Here is a 20,555-nt window from a genome sequence, read left to right as displayed (position 1 = left end):
TTCCTCGTATGCAACCTAGAAGCGATGAAAAAGCGAATTATCAACTTATAGTATAAGAAGCAGATGAGATAATCCTCTTCCGGCTGCATGCTGCGGCGATGGCGACCCCAGGGCGGCCGGCTGCCCGCCCCGAGGCCGCTCGCTCAGACGAGCCGGGTGCGCACCAGGGTCGCCGTCACCCAGCGCAGCACCAGGGTCTGGCCATCGGCGCTGGTGGAGGTCGGTCCCTCGATCACCACGCCGCTCGCCGGCACGAGCGTTACGGTACCGCTGTCCACCTGGCCGACGCTCGTCTCGCAATAGATCTTCCGGCCGGAGATCACGTTGGTGCCGCCAGGCGGCTTGGTGCCCGACGCACCCGGCACGGAGGGCAGGGACGGCACCGTTACCGTCTTGGCAGCCGTGCCTTTCATCTCCACCCAGTCGCCGACATCGGTTGCCGCCAGCGTATAGGTGGCACCGGTCTGCTCGTTGACCGCCACCCAGCCCTTCATTCGGCTGTCCTGCAGCCGGTGCCAACTCCCCCCGGCCCGCAGGTACAGGCCCCGGTCATAGGCCGGGTTCCAGCCGCCGGAGGTGGGGTTGCCGTCCGCGAAGGTCAGCATGAAGTCGGTCTGCATGGGCGGCGCGGCGTTGCGCTCGTTCATGTGCAGGACCGGCTCCACCGTCACCTTGCGGATGTTGGTGTCGCCCAGATACAGGGTCGAGTCATAGGGCGCGCTGAGCCCGTCCACGCCGCAGGTCACCCGGGAGTTGTTGCCGGTGGCGGGCGCGCCGAACTGGATGTAGGCCGCGGCACCGCGATCGACCCGTAGTGCCCCGGCGGCTTCGGTCGTCCGCACCGCCGGCAGCCCGGTGGTGGTGGAGCTCAGCCACATCCCGCGCGGCAGCATGGTGTCGCCGTCGGCAAAGGTCGCGGTCAGTGCCGGGAAGTTGTCGCAGCCGAGGAAGCTACGGTGCCGCACGGCACCGGGCACCGCACCGTTGTTGTCGGCATAGGCGGTGGCCGGGCTCGTGCTGTTGGCGAGGAAGAAGGTGCCGAGCCAGGAGTTCACCTCGCTCATCGCGGCCGCCGTGCCTTCCTCGAGCACGCCGGTGGTGAGCGATTCCAGGTCGACCGAGACGAAGGTCAGCCGGCGGGCGTTCCTGATGTGGATGCCCGTGCAGCCGGTCTGGCCGGGCGCCACGATGTTGGCCTTGGCGACCAGCACGTTGTTGACGATGCCGGGCGACGCGGCGCCACCCTCGAAGAACAGCCCCTTTAGGTTCGGGCCGCCCAGCTTGATCGAGACCTGGCGCAGCGAGCCGTCGCCGTAGTTGACCGCGGCGGCGGTCGAGTTGCGCACCCAGATGCCGTTGCCGGCGAACGCGTCGGCGGCATCGCCCCAGGCCAGCAGGTCGACGATCGACCAGTCGTTGGACCGGTCCAGCTCGATCGCCCAGGCCTGCGGCCCGCCGCCGCGAAAGCGCAGGTCGCGCCCGATGAAGTTGTTGCCGGCCACCTTCAGCGCTGCCGCCTGAGCGGTGGCGCGCAGGGTGATGCCCAGGCCGATGCAGGTCCCGTCGGTATATTCGGCCGTCCCGGCGGCAAAGCCTGCGCCGAAGAACAGGCCGACCCCGTCATGGTCCAGGCGCAGGATCGAGCTGTCGCGGCCCTGGCCCACGATCGCGGTGCCGTTCGGGACCTGCACGGGGACGGTCAGCCGGTAGCGGCCGGGCGGCACGTGGATCGTCCTTGCACCCGAGGCCATGGCGAGCTGGAAGGCTTGGCTGTCGTCTGCGGCATCGTCGCCCTTGGCACCGAAGTCTTGCACCGAGACGTCCTCGCGCAGCTTGCCGGGCAGGGTGCGCGCCACGGCACCGGGCCTGGCCGCCCGGAAGGGCAGGGCTTCCAGCGTGGCGCGGCGGGTGAGGTTGCCGCTGGCGGTCGAGACGACGATCCGGTCCGTTTCGGTCAGGGACGTCACCCCGTCCAGCTCGTGGATCTGGCGGTTGGCCATCAGGAATTCTCCCAGACGAGGTTGTTGCCGGCCTCGTCGACCAGCGGGTCGCCGCTCGCGGCCAGCAGGAAGCTGGTCTCGACGACCGGCGGCGGCGGTGGGGGAGGCGGTGGCGGCGGCGAAACGGGCGGCAGCAGCTCGGCGGAGACCTGTCCCGAGAATGCCAGGGTCTGCGCCAGCCCCAGGCGCAGCGCCATCTCAGGTCCGCCCGATCACATAGGCCTGGCAGGTGCCGCTCTCGGCGATCAGCGCCACATGGCTGGCATGGCCCGGCACGGGCAGGTCCACATAGACGCCCGGATGCAGATAGGGGCTGGTGGCCGCGTCCGCGGTTACCGTGGCACCGCCCAGCTCGAAGCGGACCGGGCCGGTCGCGATCAGGCTGATCACCGCGATATCGGCGGCCAGGGCGGTACTGCGCACCGAGGCCGTGCCGACCGTGAGCTTCTGCGTGCCGCGCGGCACGAAGCCGAGAATCGTGATCGGGTGCCCGTTATCGTCCAGAGGCAAGAGGGTGCTCATGATCAGGACCTCGCAACTCGTCTGCTCGCAATCCTAACGATCCGAGTTGAATTGCTTATATTCCTATCATCAGCCCAAGGCAAGAGAACTAGGACTGTGTTCCTCGCTCGCTTGCCTGCTCGCTTTCCTCAGTCCTTGAGCGCCAGCTCCCGGATCCCGTCGGCCAGCAGGTTGAAGCCGATCACGAGCGACGAGATCGCCGCAGCCGGGATCAGCGCCATGTGCGGGTAGACCGACATCAGCCCGTACGTATCCTTGACCATGCCGCCCCAGTCGGGGTCGGGCGGCGGCAGGCCCAGGCCCAGAAAGCCCAGCACCCCGATCGCGATGATCGTGTAGCCCATGCGCAGGCAGGCATCGACGATCAGCGGCCCCCTGGCGTTCGGCAGGATCTCCACCGCCATGATGTAGAGCGCCGATTCGCCCCGGATCTGCGCCGCGGTCACGTATTCGCGGTTCTTGATGTCCAGCGTCAGGCCGCGGACGATCCGCATGATCTGCGGCGTGGCGGTGAAGGTGACCGCCAGCACGATGTTGAACGCCGAGGCGCCGAAATTCGCGATGATGATCAGGTAGAGGATGATCACCGGGAAGCTCAGCACGATGTCGGCCAGGCGCGAGAACACCGTATCGACCCAGCCGCCGAAATAGCCGGCCAGCAGCCCCATGGTGCAGCCGATCAGATAGGCCACCACCACCGCGATCGGTGCCACCACCAGCACGGTGCGCGCACCCCACATCACCCGCGAGAGCATGTCGCGGCCGAGCATGTCGGTGCCCAGCAGGTGTTCGCCGCTGGGCCGCGGGTTGGCCAGCGCCATGAAGTCCTGGAAGTTCGGGTCGTAGGGTGCCGCGAACGGCGCGATCACCGCCACCACCACCCAGAACAGCACCAGCGTGGCGCCCACTACCGCCACCCAGGAATGGCGCAGCCCCAGCAGCTTGCTGACCAAGCCCGGCGGCTTGGCCGGGGCGCGGATCTCCAGCTCGTCGGGTACCGTGGCCATCACGCGATCCGGATGCGCGGGTTGAGGAGCATGTAGCCGATGTCGCCGGCGACCTGGGTGGTGACCGCGATCGCGACCGCGACCAAAGCACCCGCCTCGATCAGCGCCACGTCCTTGTTCAGTGCCGCCTCCAGCATCATCCGGCCAAAGCCCGGATAGGCGAACACTGCCTCCACCACCACCACACCGGTGATCAGATAGTTGATCTGCAGCAGGATCACGGTGAAGGGGGCGATCAGCGCGTTGCGCAGCGCATGGCGGCGGATCACGTCGGGGAAGCTCAGGCCCTTGAGGATCGCCGTGCGGATATAGGGTGCCAGCATCACCTCGATCATGGAGGCGCGCACCATCCGGATCACGTAGCCGGCGTCGTAGAGCACCATGACCATGACCGGCAGCACCAGCTGGCTGGCGATGCTCCAGCCGCTGCCGGGATCCAGGGTCGAGGTGCCGGGCAGGATGCCCAGCCAGATCACGAAGATCGACGACAGGAAGGCGCCGAGCGCGAACTCGGGCAGGGAGGTGCAGATGATCGCCGCCACCGAGATGACCCGGTCCAGGAGCGAGCCTTCGCGCATCCCGGCCAGCACCCCGAACAGGATCGAGACCGGCACGATGATCGCGAACGCGATCGCCGCCAGCATTGCGGTATTGGCCAGCCGGTCCCGGAAGATCGGCGCCACCGGCTGCTTGTAGAGGGTCGAGTAGCCGAGATCGCCTTGCAGGATGTTGCCGGCCCACTCGAGGTAGCGGACCACCACCGGCCGATCCAGGCCCAGTTCCTCCGTCAGGATCTGGACCTGCTGCTCGGTGGCATAGGGCCCGAGCGTCTTGCGGGCGACGCTGCCGGGCGTCCATTCGGAAACGGCGAAGATCAGGAACGAGGCGACGATGATCGTGAATGCCATCTGGCCGAGCCGGCGCAGGACGAAGTTCAGCATCGTCGTTGCTATCCGCGAGCGAGGTTGCGGCTACCGGGGGAGGCGGGGGGCGGCCCGCTTCGGGCCGCCCGGTTGAGCCGGCTCACGCCTCGTTGAGATAGAGCTGCTCGCCGAAGATGTAGCTGGTCGGGTGCTGCTTGAAGCCGCCGACCTTCTTGTCCCAGAAGGTGAACATGCCGCGCCACAGCGGGATCACCGCCGGGCCTTCCTCAAGCATCAGCTCCTCGATCGGCACCATGGCCTGGCGCCGCTCCTCCACGTCCAGGATGCCCTCCGCCACCGAGAGCAGCTCGTCGAACTTCTTGTTCGACCAGTTCGACTCGTTCCACGGCACGCCGGTGCGGTAGGCCAGGCCCAGCACCATCACCCCCAGCGGCCGGTGGGTCCAGGCGGTGAAGCCGAACGGCACCTTGGTCCAGTTGTCCCAATAGGCCGAGGACGGCATCACGTTGATCTTCACGTTGATGCCGGCCTGCTTCCACATCTCGGTCATCGCCTGCACGGCGATCAGCTCCCAGGCCGGGTCCTGCTTGCAGGAGATCTCGGCCTCGATGCCGTCCGGGTAGCCGGCATCGGCCAGCAGCTTCTTGGCCCCCTCGATGTCCTGCTGCATCAGCCCGATATCGGCATATTCCGGATGGACCGGAGCCACATGATGGTGCTCGCCGGGCGCGCCGATGTTCAGATGGGCCAGTTGCAGGAGCTTGGGCGTGTCCACCGCGAGGCGCAGCGCCTTGCGGACCCGGGCATCATCGAACGGCTTGATCGGATGGACCCGCGCCACGCCGGTCTGCGCCGACACGCCCTGGTAGAGCTCCAGGTGCGGCATCTGCTTGAGGACCTCGTACTGGGTCACCGAGGCCTCGTACATGCCGTCGGCCTGCCTGGACGCCATCGCCGCGACCTGCGCCGAGGGATCGTCGCCGTGGTCGATGAAGTGGAGCTCGTCCAGATAGGGGCCCTCGCCCCAGTAGCCCTCGCGCGCCTTGAACACCGCCCGCTTGCCGGTCTCGATCACGGCCGGATCGAACGGGCCGGTGCCGGGCGAGCCCACGCCCCACTTCCCGTTGTCTTCGGGCCAGAGCATGAAGGCCGGATAGTGGAACAGGTTCTCCGGCACCGCCATCTGCGGGCCCTTGCCGTTCAGGACGATGGTGAAGTCGTCCTTCTTCTCGATCGCGTTGGCGTCCCAGTAATCGGTCGTCATGACCGGGTTGCCGTCCGCGTCCTTCTGGCCGGTGTCCTTGTCCTCCACCAGGAAGCCGCTGAACAGGCCCAGCACCGACGAGCCGGTGGCCGGGTCCAGCATGTGCTTGAGGTTCCAGATCGCATGGTCGGCGACGAACTGCTCGCCGTTCGACCACTTGACGTCCTTGCGCAGCCGGAGCGTCCAGGTCTTCAGGTCGTCGGAAGCCTCCCAGTTCTCCAGGAGCCACGGCACCGTGATATTGTCGACGCCGGTACGGGTCAGGTAGTCGTTGCACTGCCGGACCGAGTTGCTGTCGTAAACCCAGGAGAAGATGTGCGGCGTCGACAGGTCCGGGATGCGGATCGACACCCGGACGATGCCGCCCTTCTTGGGCGTCGCGTCCTGGGCGCGGGCCTGCGGGACGAAGCCGGGTCCGTCGATCCTGCCGACAATGCCGTAGGCGGTGGCCGCCGACAGGCCGAGCAGCGTCGAGGTCCGTAGGAACTCGCGCCGGTCGACCTTGCGCTGCTCGTACTGGTCGACGAGCTTCGGGATGAACGGATGAATCCTGTTCTCACGATCGGCCATGAGCTCCTCCCTGTCGTCAGGATATGCCGGTCCGGATCGTGGATCCGAATCGCCCCCTGCGAACCGTATCGGTTCCAGCCTACCTGTCAACGCGCCGACACTGCTCCCTTCCCAGGGGGACTGCCTCTTCTACGGCGACATGAATTTCGGTAGAACAAGCCATTTCTCGTAAACAAGGACGGGACATGGCGGACACGATTGAACAGGTTGCTACTTCTCGGTTGATCAAGTCCGAATTGATTGCTTCTGAAGGTTGGATGTCCTGGGCGAGCGTCGCCGGCGCCTGGCTGGCTTGGCTGACCCTGACCTGGTTTGCCACCGCACTTCCCTGGTGGCTCCTGCTCCCCGGCGCCGCCTTCACCATGGCGCTCTATGGCTCGCTCCAGCACGAGGCGCTGCACGAGCTGATGACGACCCGGCGCTGGCTGAACCATGTGGCGGTCTATCTGCCTTTGAACCTCTGGCTGCCCTATCCGGTCTATCGCGCCTCGCATCTGGCCCATCACCGCAAGCTGCATCACCTGACCGATCCCCGCCGCGACCCGGAAAGCTACTATGTCCCGGCGGAGCGGTGGGCCACGCTGCCCGGCTGGTGGCGCCAGATCCTGGTCTTCAACCATACCCTGCTCGGCCGGCTGACGGTCGGCCCGTTCCTGATCGTGGGCCAGTTCCTGCGCTACGAGGCGCTGGCCGTGCTGCGCGGCGATCGCGCCAATCTCGGCTACTGGCTCTGGCATGTGCCGTCGGTGGCGCTGGTGCTGTACTGGGTGACGGGGGTCTGCGGCCTGCCGGCCTGGCAGTATCTCCTGCTGTTCGTCCTGCCCGGCACCTCGCTGAGCCTGGTCCGCTCCTATTGCGAGCACATCGCGCACGAGACCCCGGAGGAGCGCACCGCTCTGGTCGAGGCGGGCCCGCTGATGAGCTTCCTGTTCCTCAACAACAACCTGCACTACGTCCATCACAAGCGCCCGGACCTGCCCTGGTACGCGATCCCCCGCTACTACCGCGAGCATCGCACCCTGCTCCACCAGGAGAACGGCCACTACGTCTTCGACGGCGGCTATCTGGAGGTCTTCCGCCGCTTCCTGCTGACCCCCTTCGACCTGCCCAGGCACCCGTTCATGTAGGCACATGGCGCAGCACCGGCGGCGCGCCTTCGTCCGCAGGTAGGCGGCGCCGTCGAAATCTGCCATCTTCCGCCGCCGGCCGCCCACGGATCAGAGCCGCATGAACGATCACGCCCGCCTTCTGATCTACAGCCATGACAGCTTCGGCCTGGGTCACCTGCGGCGCTGCCGGACCATCGCGCACCATCTGGTCGAGCGCTTCAAGGATCTGTCGGTCCTGATCCTGTCCGGCTCGCCGATCATCGGCAGCTTCGACTTCAAGACCCGCGTCGACTTCATCCGCATCCCTGGCGTCATCAAGCTGCGCAATGGCGACTACACGCCGCTCGGGCTGCATATCGACCTGGAGAAGACGCTGGAGATGCGCCGCTCGATCATCGAGCACGCCGCGGCGATCTTCGACCCCGACGTGTTCCTGGTCGACAAGGAGCCGCTGGGCTTGCGCGGCGAGGTCGAGCACACCCTGCGCCTGCTCAAGGAGCGTGGCACCCGATTGGTGCTGGGCCTGCGCGACGTGATGGACGACCCGGCCAGCCTGGAGGAGGAGTGGCGGCGCAAGAACGTGCTGCCGGCCCTGCGCTCGCTCTATGACGAGATCTGGGTGTACGGCACGCCGGAGATGAGCGACCCGCTGGACCAGATCCATGACTGGGCCGGGCTGGCCGCCAAGACCCGCTTCACCGGCTATCTGCGCCGCCACGTTTCCGAGACGGCCGGCCTGGAGCCGGCCATCGAGCTGCCGGACCGGCCTTATGTCCTGGTCACCACCGGCGGCGGCGGCGATGGCGAGGATCTGATCGACTGGGTGCTCTCCGCCTACGAGACCGACCGGAGCCTGCCGCATCCGGCCGTGGTGCTGCTCGGTCCCTTCATGCACCGCGAACGGCGCGCCGCCTTCATGGAACGCGCCCAGCATCTACCCGAGGTCACCATGCTGACCTTCGCCGCCCGCACCGAGCCGCTGTTCGACCGGGCGCTCGGCGTGGTCGCGATGGGCGGCTACAACACGTTCTGCGAGATCCTGTCCTTCGGCAAGCCGGCCCTGGTGGTGCCGCGCACCCGGCCGCGGCTGGAGCAGGCGATCCGGGCGGAGCGTGCCGAGCAGCTGGGCCTGCTGCGCATGCTCCCCGACGACGGCCGGCGCGACCCTTCGATCATGGCTGCCTGCCTTCACGCCCTGCCGGGCTGGCCGGCACCCGCCGGCGCCAGGATCAGCGGGATGCTGGACGGCCTGCCGCGGATCGAGGAGTTCATGCGCCCCTGGCTGGAGCGCGACCCGGTCGTCCACCGGCTGATCGCCCGCCGCAGCGCCTGACCGGCCGGCCCTGCCCGCTTGTGTCGGCGCGGCAGCGCGGGCAGGCTCCGCGCGGCCGTGCCCCGGCCGGTCCATCCCCAGTTTCGCCTGACCGAGACCCGTCCTGCCCAAGATCGCCGTCGTCCTGAAGGGCTGGCCCCGCCTGTCCGAGACCTTCATCGCCCAGGAACTGCTGGGGCTGGAGCGGCGCGGCTTCGAGCTGGCGATCGTGTCGCTGCGCCATCCGACCGATCCGGCGATCCACGATCTCCACGAGGCGGTCCGCGCGCCCGTGCGCTACCTGCCGGAATATCTGGAGGACGAGCCTGCCCGGGTGGCCGCCGCGGTGCGCGCGGCCACCCGTCTGCCGGGCTATCCCCTGGCGCTGCGCCGCTACCTCGCCGACTACCGGCGCGACCCCACCGAGAACCGGGTACGCCGCTTCGGCCAGGCCTGCGTGCTGGCGACCGAGCAGGAGCCGGACACGGCACTGCTCTACGCACATTTCCTGCACACGCCTGCCTCGGTCGCGCGCTATGCGGCACTGATGCGCGACCTGCCGTTCGCCGTCTCGGCCCATGCCAAGGACATCTGGACCACGCCTGCTTGGGACAAGGCGGAGAAGCTGGTGCAGGTGCGCTTCTGCGCCACCTGCACCGAGGCGGGTGCCCGCCATCTCCAGGCCCTGGCCCCGCCGGGCCGGGTCCATCTGGTCCATCACGGCGTCGATCCCTGCCGGTTCGCCCCGCCCCCGGAGCGGCCGCCACGCGACGGCAGCGATCCCGGCGATCCGGTGCGGCTGCTCACGATCGCGCGCGCGGTGCCCAAGAAGGGTCTGTTCCTGCTCCTGAACGCCCTGGCCCGGCTGCCGCCGGGGCTCCACTGGCAGCTCGAGCATGTCGGCGGCGGGCCGCTCCTGCTGGAGCTCGCCGCCCACGCGCAGGCGCTGGGCCTGGCCCCGCGCGTGAACTTCGCCGGCCCGCAGCCGGCGGCCCGGGTGCGGGAAGCCTATGCCCGGGCCGACCTGTTCGTGCTGCCGGTCCGGGTCGCCGAGGACGGCGATCGCGACGGGCTGCCCAATGTGGTGGTGGAAGCCGCGGCGTGCGGCCTGCCGGTCCTGTCCACCCATGCCGCCTCGGTGGCCGAGCTGGTCCAGGACGGGCGGAACGGCCGGCTCGTGCCGCCGGACGACCCGGCAGCCCTGGCCGCAGCGCTCGCCGAACTGCTGACCAGGCCCGAGCTGCGCCAAGCATATGGGCGTGTGGCCCGCGGTGACGTAGTCGTCGGGTTTGACTCCGGGCGTGGTATCGAGCGTATTGCGGGGCTACTGGATGCGGCGCTGGGCAGGGGAGGTGCCAGTACCAGCAATGCCGCCAGTGAGCGCGGAAGGGAACCAAGTTGAGGATCGCGTTCTACGCGCCGATGAAGCCACCAGACCATCCGGTCCCTTCCGGCGATCGGCGCATGAGCCGCGGCTTCATCCGGATCCTGGAGCGGCTCGGCCACGAGGTCCGGGTGGTGTGCCGGCTGCGCAGCTATGACCGCGCGGGCGATCAGCTCCACCAGCTCCGCCTGGCCCATACTGCGGCTGGCCTCGCCAATCGCCTGTCGGTGCGCCTGGCGCGGGACTGGCTGCCGGACGTCTGGTTCACCTATCACTGCTACCATAAGGCGCCCGACCTGCTCGGCCCAACCGTGTCGGAGCGGCTGGGCGTGCCCTATGTGGTGGCCGAGCCTTCCTTCGCCCGGCGGCGCCGCGAGGGCAATTGGGCGGTCGGTCATGCCGGCTCGATCCGCGCCCTGTCGCGGGCCGACCTGCTCTTGCCGATGACCAAGGTCGATCTGCGCGGCATGCATGCCGCCGGTTCACGGATCAAGGGCGTGGTGCGCCGCCTGCCGCCCTTCATCGACACGCTGCCGTTCCGCCAGGCGAATGCCCGGCGCTTCGCCCATCGCAACGAGGTGGCCCAGGCCTTCGGGCTCGACCCAGGTGCCGTGTGGCTGCTCACCGTGGCGATGATGCGAGACGACGATGCCAAGCGGAACTCCTATCTCCAGCTCGCCGACGCGCTGTCCCGGCTGACCGCTTGGCCATGGCAGCTCCTGGTGGTGGGCGACGGCCCGGCGGCGCCGAAGATTCGGGCGGCGTTCGCGCAGTTCGAGCCGGAGCGCGTCCGGTTCGCGGGTGCGCTGCCCGAGGACCGGCTGCCGCCCATCTATGCCGCCTCGGACATGTTCGTCTGGCCGGCGCTGAACGAGGCCTATGGTGTCGTGTTCCTGGAGGCGCAGGCGGCGGGCCTGCCGGTGGTGGCCGGGCGCGGCACCGGGGTCGCCGACGTGGTCCTGCACCGCCGCACCGGCCTGCTCGCCACCGGCGGCGATGCCGTCTCGTTCGCCAACAGCATGATGATCCTCCTGGACGAGCCCGAGCGCCGCGCCAGCATGGGGCAGGCCGGCATCCGCCATGTCGAGCGGGTCCACAGCGAGGCGGCCGCCGCCCATGCGCTGGACGCCGCACTCGACCTGGCGGTGGCGCGCCGGGTGCGCCGCGAGGAAACCGGCGAGCGGTGACCCTGCTGCTGATCCGGCACGGGCCGACCCGCTGGAACGAGGAGCGGCGCCTGCAGGGTCGCGCGGACATCCCCCTGTCGGAGGCGGGCGCCCGGCAGGTCGCCCTCTGGCGGCTGCCCGGGCGCTTTCGCGACTTGCCGGTCAAGACCAGCCCGCTCCTGCGCGCGACCGCGACCGCGGCCCTGCTGGGCCTGGCCGCCGCCGTGGAGCCGGACCTGGTGGAACTGGACTGGGGCGGCTGGGAAGGGCGCTCGCTCGCCGAATTGCGGCTGGGCGATCCGCGGGAAGTGGCCAGGCGCGAGGCGCTGGGCCTGGATTTCCGCGCACCGGGCGGTGAGTCCTACCGGGAGGCGGCGATGCGCGTGGCGCCCCATCTGGAGGGGGCCAAGGTCGTGATCGGCCATCGCGGCCTGATGCTGGCGGCACTGGCGGTTCGTACCGGCTGGGCGATGCAGGGCCCGCCGCCGGTCGAGTTCGGCCATGCGGACGCGATCCTGATCGAGAACGGCACCGTCGGCATCGTGCCGCTGGCAGCGCCGGCTGTCGCATGAGCGTCCTGATCTGGACCCAGCACCTGCTCGGCACCGGCCATCTGCGCCGGGCCCTGGCGGTGGCTGCCGCCCTGGCGCGCCGGGGCGTGGCGACGGTGCTGGCCAGCGGCGGGCCGCCCACCAGGTTCGCCTGTCCGCCAGGGGTGCGCTTCGTCCAGCTCGACCCGGTGAGTGCCGGGGCCGACTTTCGCGACCTGCGCGACGCTGCCGGCCGGCCGTGGGGCGAAGCTGGCCGCACCGCCCGCAGGGAAGCGTTCCTGGCCCTGGTCCAGGAGGTCCGGCCGCGCGTCCTGGTCACCGAGCTGTTCCCGTTCGGCCGGCGGGCCTTCCGCGAGGAACTGCTGCCGGCACTCGACCTGGTCCGCAGCAGCGGCGGCCGGGTGGTCTGCTCGCTGCGCGACGTGCTGGCCGAGAAGGCCCAGCCGGAGAAGTCCGTCGCGATGCGCGACCTGGCGCTGGCCTGCTACGACCGGATCCTGGTCCATGGCGACCCGGCCTTCCTGCCGCTCGGCACCACCTTTCCCCATGCCGACGAACTGGCGCCACTGCTCCGCTATACCGGCTTCGTCCTGGACCGGCCGGTCCGGCCCGCGCCGGTGCGCCGCGGCATCCTGGTGTCGGCCGGGGGCGGGCGGGTCGGTGGCCGGCTGCTCGAGGCCGCCGCCGTCTGCCGGATCGACGGGGCCCTGGCCAGAGAGCCCTGGCAGCTCGTGGGCGGTGCTGCGCTGAAGGATGCGGAGCGGGCGAGGCTCGCCGCCCTGCGCGGGCGCTCCGGCCGGGTCGACGCTCATCTGTCTGACCTGCCGGAGCAGCTCGCCGGTTGTCGCGTATCCGTCTCGCAGGCCGGCTACAACACGGTCGCCGAGGCACTGATGGCGGCGGCCCCGATGGTGCTGGTGCCCTATGCCGCCGGTGGCGAGACCGAGCAGCGGCGCCGGGCCGCCCGGCTGGTGGAGCTCGGCCGAGCGGTGCTGCTGGACGAGGCCGGTCTCACGCCCGGGCAGCTGGCCCTGGCGATCGCGCGCGCCGCCGAGCAGGACGTCGCGATCAGCCAGGCCTGGGCGTTCGACGGTGCCGCGGCCAGTGCCGAGCTGATCCTGGAGCTGCTGCGGTGACCTTCTGGTGGCGTGACGACGATGCGGCGGCGGACGACCCGCGCCTGGAGCGGCTGCTCGCCATCGCGGAAGCGCGCGCCGTGCCGATCGCACTCGCGGTGGTACCCGAACGGCTGGAAGCGGCGACGGTGCGCCGGATCCTGGCCTGCCCGTGGGTGCAGGTGCTCCAGCACGGCCTGGCCCATGAGGACCATCGCAGCCAGGACGGGCGCAAGTGCGAGCTGGTCGACCGCCTGGACCTGGACCGGCGGCTGGTGGCCGCGAGGGTCATGCTGGCAGAGCGGTTCGGGGAGCGGTTCGTTCCGGCCCTAGTGCCGCCCTGGAACCGGATCGAGCCCGGCCTGCGCGCGCGGCTGCCGGAACTGGGCTTCACCGGCCTGTCGACCTTCGCCGGCCGCCACAGCCCGCCGCCCGTGCCGGGCCTGTGCCAGCGCGACACTCATGTCGACGTGATCCGCTGGGGGGAAGATCGCCGCCACCTGGACGCAACGGAGATCGTCGCGGCGCTCGATGCGGCGGCTGAGCGGCACATCGGGCCCCTCGGCCTGCTCAGCCATCACCTCGTGACCGATGCGTCCGGATTCGTGGCTCTCGACCGGGCGATCGGTCTCCTCCAAGATCGGCCCGACGCGACGTTTCGCGCCAGTGACGCGCTATTTCGGGGGCCAGCAGCGGCGTGACCACTCCACTGCTCGAGGTCGACGACCTGTTCGTGAGCTTCCTGGCCGACGAGGGGCGGGTGGAGGCAGTGCGCGGCGCGTCCTTCGTGGTGCCGCGCCACCAGACCGTGGCGCTGGTGGGCGAGAGCGGCTCCGGCAAGACCGTGATCTCCCAGGCGATCCTGGGCATCCTGCCGGAGCGGGCGCGGATCGAGCGGGGTGCGATGCGCTTCCTGCTCGACGGGAAGATCGTCGACCTGGCCGGCCTCGGCCAGGACAGCGTGCAGCGCCGCGCCCTGCGCGGCCAGCGGATCTCGATGATCTTCCAGGAGCCGATGAGCTCGCTCTCGCCGCTGCACCGGATCGGCAACCAGATCGACGAGGTGCTGACCCTGCACGAGGGGCTGGATGCCAAGGGCGCCCGGGCGCGGACCAAGGAGATGCTGCGCCTGGTGGGTTTCCCCGACGCCGACCGGGCCTATGCCGCCTATCCGTTCGAGCTGTCGGGCGGGCTGCGCCAGCGCGCGGTGATCGCCATGGCGCTGGTGTGCCGCCCGGACCTGGTGATCGCGGACGAGCCCACCACCGCGCTCGACGTGACCGTCCAGGCCCAGGTCCTCAAGCTGCTGAAGGACCTCCAGGCCGAGCTCGGCATGTCGATCCTGTTCATCACGCACGATTTGGGCGTGGTCGCCAACATCGCCGACGAGGTGGTGGTGCTTTATCGCGGCAAGGTGGTGGAGCGGGGCTCCACCCGCGAGCTGCTGACCCATCCGCAGCATCCCTATCTCAAGGGCCTGATTGGCGCTGTGCCGCGGCTGACCACCGACCGCTCGGTGCGGCTCAAGGGGCTGCGGGCGATCGATGTCGGCCAGGCGCAGGCCCTGCACCGGCCGGCCAGCCAGGGCGGGCCCGCCCGCGGCGAGCCGCTCCTGGAAGTGCAGGGGCTCAACAAGCGCTTTCTGGCCCGCAAGGGCGGGCCGTTCAGCGGCACCTGGCTGGAGATCATCGCCGCGGACGATGTCAGCTTCACCATCAACAAGGGCGAGAGCTTCGCCCTGGTCGGCGAGAGCGGCTCGGGCAAGACCACGGTCAGCAAGATGATCATGCGCGGGCTCACCCCCGACAGCGGCAAGATCATCTTCCATGGCGAGGGTGGGGCCATCGACGTCGCCACGCTCGATCCGGCGGCACTGCGCCGGTTTCGCCGCAACGTCCAGTACGTGTTCCAGGACCCGTACAGCTCGCTCGACCCGCGCATGACCGTGCTCGACATCGTGGCCGAGCCCCTGGTCATCCACGGCATCGGCACCGCGAAGGAACGCGAGGCGCGCGCCCGGCAGCTCCTGGAGGCGGTGGGCCTGGATGGCAGCCGCCACCTGCGCCGCTACCCGCACAGCTTCTCCGGCGGGCAGCGCCAGCGCATCGGCATCGCCCGGGCGCTGGCGCTGCAGCCCGACCTGCTCCTGTGCGACGAGCCGGTCTCGGCCCTGGACGTGTCGGTGCAGGCGCAGGTCCTGAACCTGCTGCGCGACCTGCAGCAGGCCCTGGACCTGACCTACCTGTTCGTCGCCCACGACCTGGCGGTGGTCCGCTACGTGGCCGACCGGATCGCGGTGATGAGCGGCGGGCGGATCGTCGAGATCGCCACGACCGACCAGTTGTTCGCCAACCCGCGCCATCCCTATACCCGCGCGTTGCTGGCCGCCGTGCCCGAGCCGGATCCCGACCGTACGTTGGACCTGGGCACCCTGCTCGCCGGCGGCTCGGGCCGGCCGTCCGGCTGGCCGGCACCGTTCACCGTGGGCGAGCAGCCGACCCGTCTGATCGAGGTGGAACCGGGCCATCAGGTCCGGATGCTGTCCGATCAGGCGAAGATCGCCGCGTGAGCGTCATTTGATCGAGTCATTGCCGTACCGGGGAGAGCCCCTGCCATGATTACCCGCCGGACCCTGATCGAGACCGCTGCGCTTGCCGCCGGCTGCAGCTTCCTGCCGCGGCGGGGCGCGGTCGCGGCCGACGGCGGCCCGCCCGAGGTGCCGCTGGTGGTGGAGGTCGAGCAACCGGGGCAGCAGGGCGGCACGCTGCGCACGCTGATCGGCCGGGCGCGCGACACGCGGCTGCTCACGGTCTACGGCTATGCAAGGCTGGTGGGCTACGACCTGGACTACCGGCTGGTGCCCGATCTCCTGGAGTCGTTCGAGGTCGAGGAAGGGCGGATCTTCACCTTCCACCTGCGCCCGGGCCATCGCTGGTCGGACGGCCAGCCGTTCACCTCGGAGGACTTCCGGTTCTACTGGGAGGACGTCGCCAACAACGAGACGCTGATGCCGACCGGGCCGGACGTCCAGATGGTCATGGACGGCGAACCGCCCGAGGTGAGCCATCCCGACGAACTGACCGTCCGCTATGCCTGGAAGCAGCCCAACCCGTTCTTCCTCCCGGCCCTCGCGGCGGCGGCACCGATCTATCTCTACCGGCCGGCCCATTACCTGAAGCCGTTCCACGAGAAATACGCGAAGCCCGACGAACTCGCCCAGCAGATCGCCAGGACCAAGTCGCGCGACTGGGGCGACCTGTTCGGCCGCAAGGACCGCATCAGCAAGATCGACAATCCGGAGATGCCGGACGTGCAGCCCTGGGTGCTGCAGACCCCGCCGCCGTCGGAGCGCTTCGTCGCGGTGCGCAACCGGTATTTCCACCGGGTCGACCAGAACGGCGTGCAGCTTCCCTACATCGACCAGGTCGTGCTGGACGTGGTCGACAGCAAGCTGATCCCGATCAAGACCGGGGCAGGGGAAACCGACCTGCAGGCGCGCGGCCTGTTCTTCAAGGACTATACCTTCCTGAAGGAGAGCGAGCAGCGCAACGGCCTGGTGACCCGGCTGTGGAAGCAGGCGAGCGGCGCGCATCTGGCGCTGTTCCCGAACCTGCATGCCGCGGACCCGGTCTGGCGGGCCATGTTCCGCGAGGTGCGCTTCCGCAAGGCGCTGGCGATCGGGATCGACCGCGAGGCGATCAACCAGTTCCTGTTCTTCGGCCTGGCGGTGCCGTCCAACAACACGGTGATGCCGGAAAGCCCGCTGTGGCGCGACGAGCTCGGCACGGCCAATACCGGCTTCGACCCCGGCAAGGCGAACGAGCTGCTCGACCAGCTCGGGCTGGCGATGGGACCGGCCGGCTTTCGCAAGCTGCCCGACGGCCGCGACCTGCGCCTGGTGGTCGAGACCGCGGGCGAGGACAGCGAGCAGAGCGACGTCCTGGAACTGGTCGCGACCAACTGGCGGGAGATCGGCTTCGGCATCGACGTCAAGCCTTCCCAGCGGGACGTGCTGCGCAACCGGGTCTTCTCGGGCGAAGCGCTCATGACGATCTGGTACGGCGTGGAGAACGGCATCCCGCAGCCGGACTACCCGCCGGTCGAGTTCGTGCCCACTGCCCAGGACCAGGCGCAGTGGCCGAAATGGGGCCAGTACATGGAGACCAAGGGCATGGCCGGCGAGAAGCCGGACCTGCCCGAGGCCAAGGCCCTGATGAAGCTGTTCGAGGACTGGCGCTTTGCCGAGGACGAGCAGGCCCAGGCGGCGATCTGGCTGCAGATCCTGGAGAACCATGCCGCCAATGTCTGGACGATCGGCCTGATCGGCGGGGTGCTGCAGCCGGTGGCCGCCCGGCCCGGCCTGATGAACCTGCCGGCGGAAGGCATCTACAACTGGGAGCCCGGCGCCCATTTCGGCATCTACCGGCCGGACAGCTGGTGGCTGAAGTCAGCCTGAGCCGGCGGCCTAGCTGAACACCAGCCCGTCTTCTTCACGCCAGCCGACCAGGATCTCCGCACCGATCGTCGGGCGCTCGGGGAACTGGTCGACCGGCTTGCGCACGATCATCCGCTGCCCACCGCCGATGTCGACCTGTGCGCGCAGATGGTCACCCAGATAGGCGACATCGGTGATCCGGCCGCGCAGCCGGTTGGCGAGCAGTTCGGCAGGCCGGCCGATCGCAAGCCGTTCCGGCCGGACAGCGAGCGTCACCTGGCCGGTGGGGCGGGTGCGACCGCCGGGCAGGGCCGCCCTGGCCTCCGCACCGGAAGCGAGCGTGATCCGACAGCGGCCATCGGCAGCGCTGCCCTCGGACCGGCCGGCCAGCAGGTTGTTCTCGCCGATGAAGCCCGCCACGAAGGCGCTGGCCGGGCGCTCGTACAGTTCCTCCGGGGCGGCGATCTGCGCGATCCTGCCGTCCTGGAAGATCGCGATCCGGTCGGACATGGCCAGCGCCTCGGACTGGTCGTGGGTCACGTAGACGACCGTCACCCCGAGCTCCCGGTGGATCTGGCGGATCTCGTCCTGCATGTGCTCGCGCAGCGCCTTGTCCAAAGCACCCAGCGGCTCGTCCATCAGCACCAGATCCGGCTCGAACACGAGGGCACGGGCGAGCGCTACGCGCTGCTGCTGGCCGCCCGACAGTTCCGAGGGGCGGCGGTGCTCCATGCCTTCCAGGCGCACCATGTGGACGAACTTCTCGACCCTCCTCGCGATCGTCGCCCGGTCGTCGCCGCGCATCTTCAAGGGATAGGCCAGGTTCTGTGCTACGCTCATGTGCGGGAACAGGGCGTAGTTCTGGAACACCACGCCGATGCCGCGCCGGTGCGGCGGCAGGTGCTCGATCGGCACGCCCTTCATCAGGATGTGCCCGCGCGTCGGCGTCTCGAAGCCGGCCAGCATCATCAGGGTCGTGGTCTTGCCCGAGCCCGAGGCGCCGAGCAGGGTCAGGAACTCGCCGTGCCGGATGCCGAGGTCGAGGTCGTGGATGACCAGGTGCCGGCCGTCATAGGACTTCTGCACGCCGGCGAACTCGACGATGTTGCCGCGCGTCATTCGCCGGTCTCCGCCATGGTCCCGCCGGGCCGCCCGCCCAGGTTCCGGGTGTTCTTCTTCATCAGCATGACGGACACGATCAGGGTCATCGCCGCGATCACCATGAGGAACGTCGCCATCGCCAGGATCGACGGCTCGATATTGTCCCGCAGCCCCTCGAACATCTTGAGCGGCAGGGTGCGCTGGGCGGGGCCGGCCAGGAACAGGGTCACCACCACCTCGTCGAAGGAGGTCATGAAGGCGAACAGCGCGCCGGCCACGATGCCCGGCGTGATCACCGGCACCACGATGGTGAGGAAGGCTCGGGTCGGCGACGCGCCCAGGCTCGCGGCCGCGCGCAGGAGGCTCATGTCGAAGCCCTGCAGCGTGGCAGTCACCGTGATCAGGACGAAGGGGGCCGCCAGCACGGTATGGGCCACGATCACGCCCGCCATGGTCGAGGTCAGGCCGAGCCAGGCCAGCAGGAAATACATGCCGAGCCCGCTGATCACCGGCGGGACGATCATCGGTGCGATCAGGAAGCCCAGCACCGCCGTGGGCATCGGCAGGTCGCGCCGAGCGAAGGCGTAGGCCGCCAGCGTGCCGAGCACAGTCGCGGCGATCGTCGCCACCACGCCGACGATCAGGCTGTTCTTCAGGGTCGCCAGCCAGGGCCCGTCCAGGAAGACCGTCTCGTACCACCGCAACGACAGGCCCGGCAGGGGGTAGGACAGGAAGCTGCCCGCACTGAACGAGAGCGGCACCACGGCGGCGAGCGGGGCCAGCAGGAACAGCACCATCGCGGCGCCGAACAGATGGCGCAGCGTGCGCACGAGAGCGATCTGGTGGCGGTACTGCATGGCCCTTGCGCTCACTTCAGTCCGGCGAGTTGCCGGATGCCGACCATGCGGGCGGCGATCAAATAGAGGACGACCACGCAGGCCAGCAGCACCATGCCCAGTGCCGAGGCCATGCCCCAGTTGATCGTCGTGTTGGCGAAGAAGGCGATGAAGTAGCCGACCATCTGGTCGCTCGCACTCGCGACCAGGGAGGGCGTGATGTAGTAGCCCACGGTCACGATGAAGGTCAGCAGCGCGCCGGCACCCACGCCCGGCAGGGTCATCGGCAGGTAGACATGGAGGAAGCCGCGCAGCGGATGGGCGCCGAGCGAGGCCGACGCCTTCATGAAATGCGGCGGGATGCCCTTCATGGTGGCGTAGAGCGGCAGCACCATGAAGGGCAGCATCATGTGCACCATCACGATGTAGAGGCCGGTGGTGTTGAAGATCAGCTCGAGCGGTGCCTGGATCAGGCCCAGCCATGCCAGCAGCGAGTTGACCAGCCCCTCCTTCTGCAGGAGCACGATCCAGGCCGAGGTGCGCGCCAGGAGCGAGGTCCAGAACGGCAGCATCACCGCGATCATCAGGACCACGGCGAAGGGGCCGGACGCATTCGCCATCAGGTTGGCCAGCGGAAAGCCCAGCAGCAGGCAGACCAGGGTGACCACGGCGGCGATGCGCAGGGTGCGCAGGAGGATGTCGACATAGGTGCGCTGGTCTTCCGGGGCCTGCACGACGTCGCCGCGATCATCCTGGCGCAGGTCGACCGCCGCCAGGATGTAGTAGGGCGTGTAGGACGGCGTGGCCCGCTTCATGGCGTGCCAGTAGGCCGGCTCACCCCAGCGCGCGTCGAGCTCGATCAGCGCGTCGCGCATGGCCGAAGGCTCGGCCGGCTCGATCGAGTCGATCTTGCGGGCGCTGCTCGAGATCAGGGTGCGAAAGCCGCTGATCTCGTAGTTCAGCCGGCGTGCCGCCTCGGCGGTCGCCCGCTTGGGCGCGTCCGCGAGCTCGCGGGCGAAGGTCGCGAACACCGGGTCCGGCGGCAACCCCTCGCCGCCGTCCCAGCCGGACAAGGTGGACGCGGTCTCGGGGAAGGCCTCGATCAGCTCGGGATTCTCGAAGGCCCGGTAGAGCACCAGGCCGATGGGCAGCATGAAGGTCAGCAGCACGTACAGGAACAGCGGTGCCACCAGGAGCAGCGAGACCAGCCGCCGGCGCTGGCCCGAGCGATGCCAAGCCCGCCGCAGTTCCGCCGCTTCGGCGCCATGCGCAACAGCAACCGCCATGCTTTCCGATCCC

18 protein-coding genes are annotated in these 20,555 nt (G+C 69.3%); 9 read left to right on the top strand and 9 right to left on the bottom strand.

All coding sequences use genetic code 11. From position 1 onward, the window contains the following. Window positions 1-143: 143 nt before the first annotated feature. From HLA95_RS18610 to HLA95_RS18585, 6 genes are all read right to left on the bottom strand, one after another. A complete protein-coding gene (locus tag HLA95_RS18610) occupies window positions 144-2,000 on the bottom strand; it encodes a glycosyl hydrolase family 28-related protein (protein ID WP_191059094.1) in 1,857 nt (618 codons plus the stop codon). Beyond that, window positions 2,000-2,197 (bottom strand): hypothetical protein, encoded by a 198-nt coding sequence (locus HLA95_RS18605; protein ID WP_191059095.1) that lies wholly within the window; start codon window positions 2,195-2,197, stop codon window positions 2,000-2,002. The genes HLA95_RS18610 and HLA95_RS18605 overlap by 1 nt, the downstream gene beginning before the upstream one ends. 1 nt (window position 2,198) lies before the next feature. Continuing rightward, window positions 2,199-2,522 (bottom strand): hypothetical protein, encoded by a 324-nt coding sequence (locus HLA95_RS18600; RefSeq protein WP_191059096.1) that lies wholly within the window; start codon window positions 2,520-2,522, stop codon window positions 2,199-2,201. Window positions 2,523-2,650: 128 nt separating this feature from the next. Next, the gene (locus HLA95_RS18595; protein WP_191059097.1) at window positions 2,651-3,529 is read right to left on the bottom strand and encodes an ABC transporter permease; all 879 of its coding nucleotides are present in this window, start codon (window positions 3,527-3,529) and stop codon (window positions 2,651-2,653) included. Further along, on the bottom strand, window positions 3,529-4,470 hold the full coding sequence (locus HLA95_RS18590) for an ABC transporter permease (protein WP_191059098.1): 942 nt from the start codon (window positions 4,468-4,470) through the stop codon (window positions 3,529-3,531). Before HLA95_RS18590 ends, HLA95_RS18595 begins: the two co-directional genes overlap by 1 nt. Before the next feature lie 82 nt (window positions 4,471-4,552). Beyond that, a complete protein-coding gene (locus HLA95_RS18585) occupies window positions 4,553-6,247 on the bottom strand; it encodes an ABC transporter substrate-binding protein (RefSeq protein ID WP_191059099.1) in 1,695 nt (564 codons plus the stop codon). A 257-nt stretch (window positions 6,248-6,504) separates the two neighbouring features. Here HLA95_RS18585 and HLA95_RS18580 point away from each other — a divergent pair, with 257 nt between their 5' ends. The 9 genes from HLA95_RS18580 (at window position 6,505) to HLA95_RS18540 (ending at window position 17,340) form a co-directional block, all read left to right on the top strand. Further along, entirely contained in the window at window positions 6,505-7,374 is an 870-nt protein-coding gene (locus tag HLA95_RS18580) for a fatty acid desaturase (RefSeq protein ID WP_191059100.1), read from the top strand. A gap of 100 nt (window positions 7,375-7,474) precedes the next feature. Continuing rightward, window positions 7,475-8,689 carry a glycosyltransferase family protein gene (locus HLA95_RS18575; RefSeq protein ID WP_222184126.1) on the top strand — a complete coding sequence of 405 codons (1,215 nt, stop codon included), beginning with the start codon at window positions 7,475-7,477 and terminating at the stop codon, window positions 8,687-8,689. 103 nt (window positions 8,690-8,792) lie between these two features. Continuing rightward, the gene (locus tag HLA95_RS18570) at window positions 8,793-10,070 is read left to right on the top strand and encodes a glycosyltransferase family 4 protein (protein ID WP_440588850.1); all 1,278 of its coding nucleotides are present in this window, start codon (window positions 8,793-8,795) and stop codon (window positions 10,068-10,070) included. A 62-nt stretch (window positions 10,071-10,132) separates the two neighbouring features. Further along, window positions 10,133-11,239 carry a glycosyltransferase family 4 protein gene (locus HLA95_RS18565; protein ID WP_222184125.1) on the top strand — a complete coding sequence of 369 codons (1,107 nt, stop codon included), beginning with the start codon at window positions 10,133-10,135 and terminating at the stop codon, window positions 11,237-11,239. After that, window positions 11,236-11,790, top strand: a complete 555-nt coding sequence (locus HLA95_RS18560; RefSeq protein ID WP_222184123.1) for a histidine phosphatase family protein — start codon at window positions 11,236-11,238, stop codon at window positions 11,788-11,790. Before HLA95_RS18565 ends, HLA95_RS18560 begins: the two co-directional genes overlap by 4 nt. Then, window positions 11,787-12,905: a glycosyltransferase family protein gene (locus tag HLA95_RS18555; protein WP_222184121.1), complete on the top strand. Its 1,119-nt coding sequence runs from the start codon at window positions 11,787-11,789 to the stop codon at window positions 12,903-12,905. The genes HLA95_RS18560 and HLA95_RS18555 overlap by 4 nt, the downstream gene beginning before the upstream one ends. Then, on the top strand, window positions 12,902-13,585 hold the full coding sequence (locus HLA95_RS18550; protein WP_191061674.1) for a polysaccharide deacetylase family protein: 684 nt from the start codon (window positions 12,902-12,904) through the stop codon (window positions 13,583-13,585). Before HLA95_RS18555 ends, HLA95_RS18550 begins: the two co-directional genes overlap by 4 nt. Then, window positions 13,582-15,453 (top strand): ABC transporter ATP-binding protein, encoded by a 1,872-nt coding sequence (locus tag HLA95_RS18545; protein WP_191061673.1) that lies wholly within the window; start codon window positions 13,582-13,584, stop codon window positions 15,451-15,453. Before HLA95_RS18550 ends, HLA95_RS18545 begins: the two co-directional genes overlap by 4 nt. Before the next feature lie 45 nt (window positions 15,454-15,498). Next, complete coding sequence (locus HLA95_RS18540) at window positions 15,499-17,340, top strand: ABC transporter substrate-binding protein (RefSeq protein WP_222184119.1); 1,842 nt, start codon at window positions 15,499-15,501, stop codon at window positions 17,338-17,340. A 9-nt stretch (window positions 17,341-17,349) separates the two neighbouring features. On the opposite strand, the gene HLA95_RS18535 is transcribed toward HLA95_RS18540, so the two are convergent. The 3 genes from HLA95_RS18535 to HLA95_RS18525 are packed head-to-tail and all read right to left on the bottom strand — an operon-like array spanning window position 17,350 to window position 20,542. Then, window positions 17,350-18,438 carry an ABC transporter ATP-binding protein gene (locus HLA95_RS18535; RefSeq protein WP_191061318.1) on the bottom strand — a complete coding sequence of 363 codons (1,089 nt, stop codon included), beginning with the start codon at window positions 18,436-18,438 and terminating at the stop codon, window positions 17,350-17,352. Beyond that, window positions 18,435-19,277: an ABC transporter permease gene (locus HLA95_RS18530; protein WP_191061319.1), complete on the bottom strand. Its 843-nt coding sequence runs from the start codon at window positions 19,275-19,277 to the stop codon at window positions 18,435-18,437. Before HLA95_RS18530 ends, HLA95_RS18535 begins: the two co-directional genes overlap by 4 nt. Window positions 19,278-19,288: 11 nt before the next feature. Continuing rightward, the gene (locus HLA95_RS18525) at window positions 19,289-20,542 is read right to left on the bottom strand and encodes an ABC transporter permease (RefSeq protein ID WP_222184118.1); all 1,254 of its coding nucleotides are present in this window, start codon (window positions 20,540-20,542) and stop codon (window positions 19,289-19,291) included. Window positions 20,543-20,555: the final 13 nt, after the last annotated feature.

The organism is Geminicoccus harenae, assembly GCF_019800005.1.
Taxonomy (GTDB): Bacteria; Pseudomonadota; Alphaproteobacteria; order Geminicoccales; family Geminicoccaceae; genus Geminicoccus; species Geminicoccus harenae.
The sequence above is the reverse complement of the archived record's forward strand: the minus strand, read 5'-3'. Positions and strand labels throughout refer to the sequence as shown.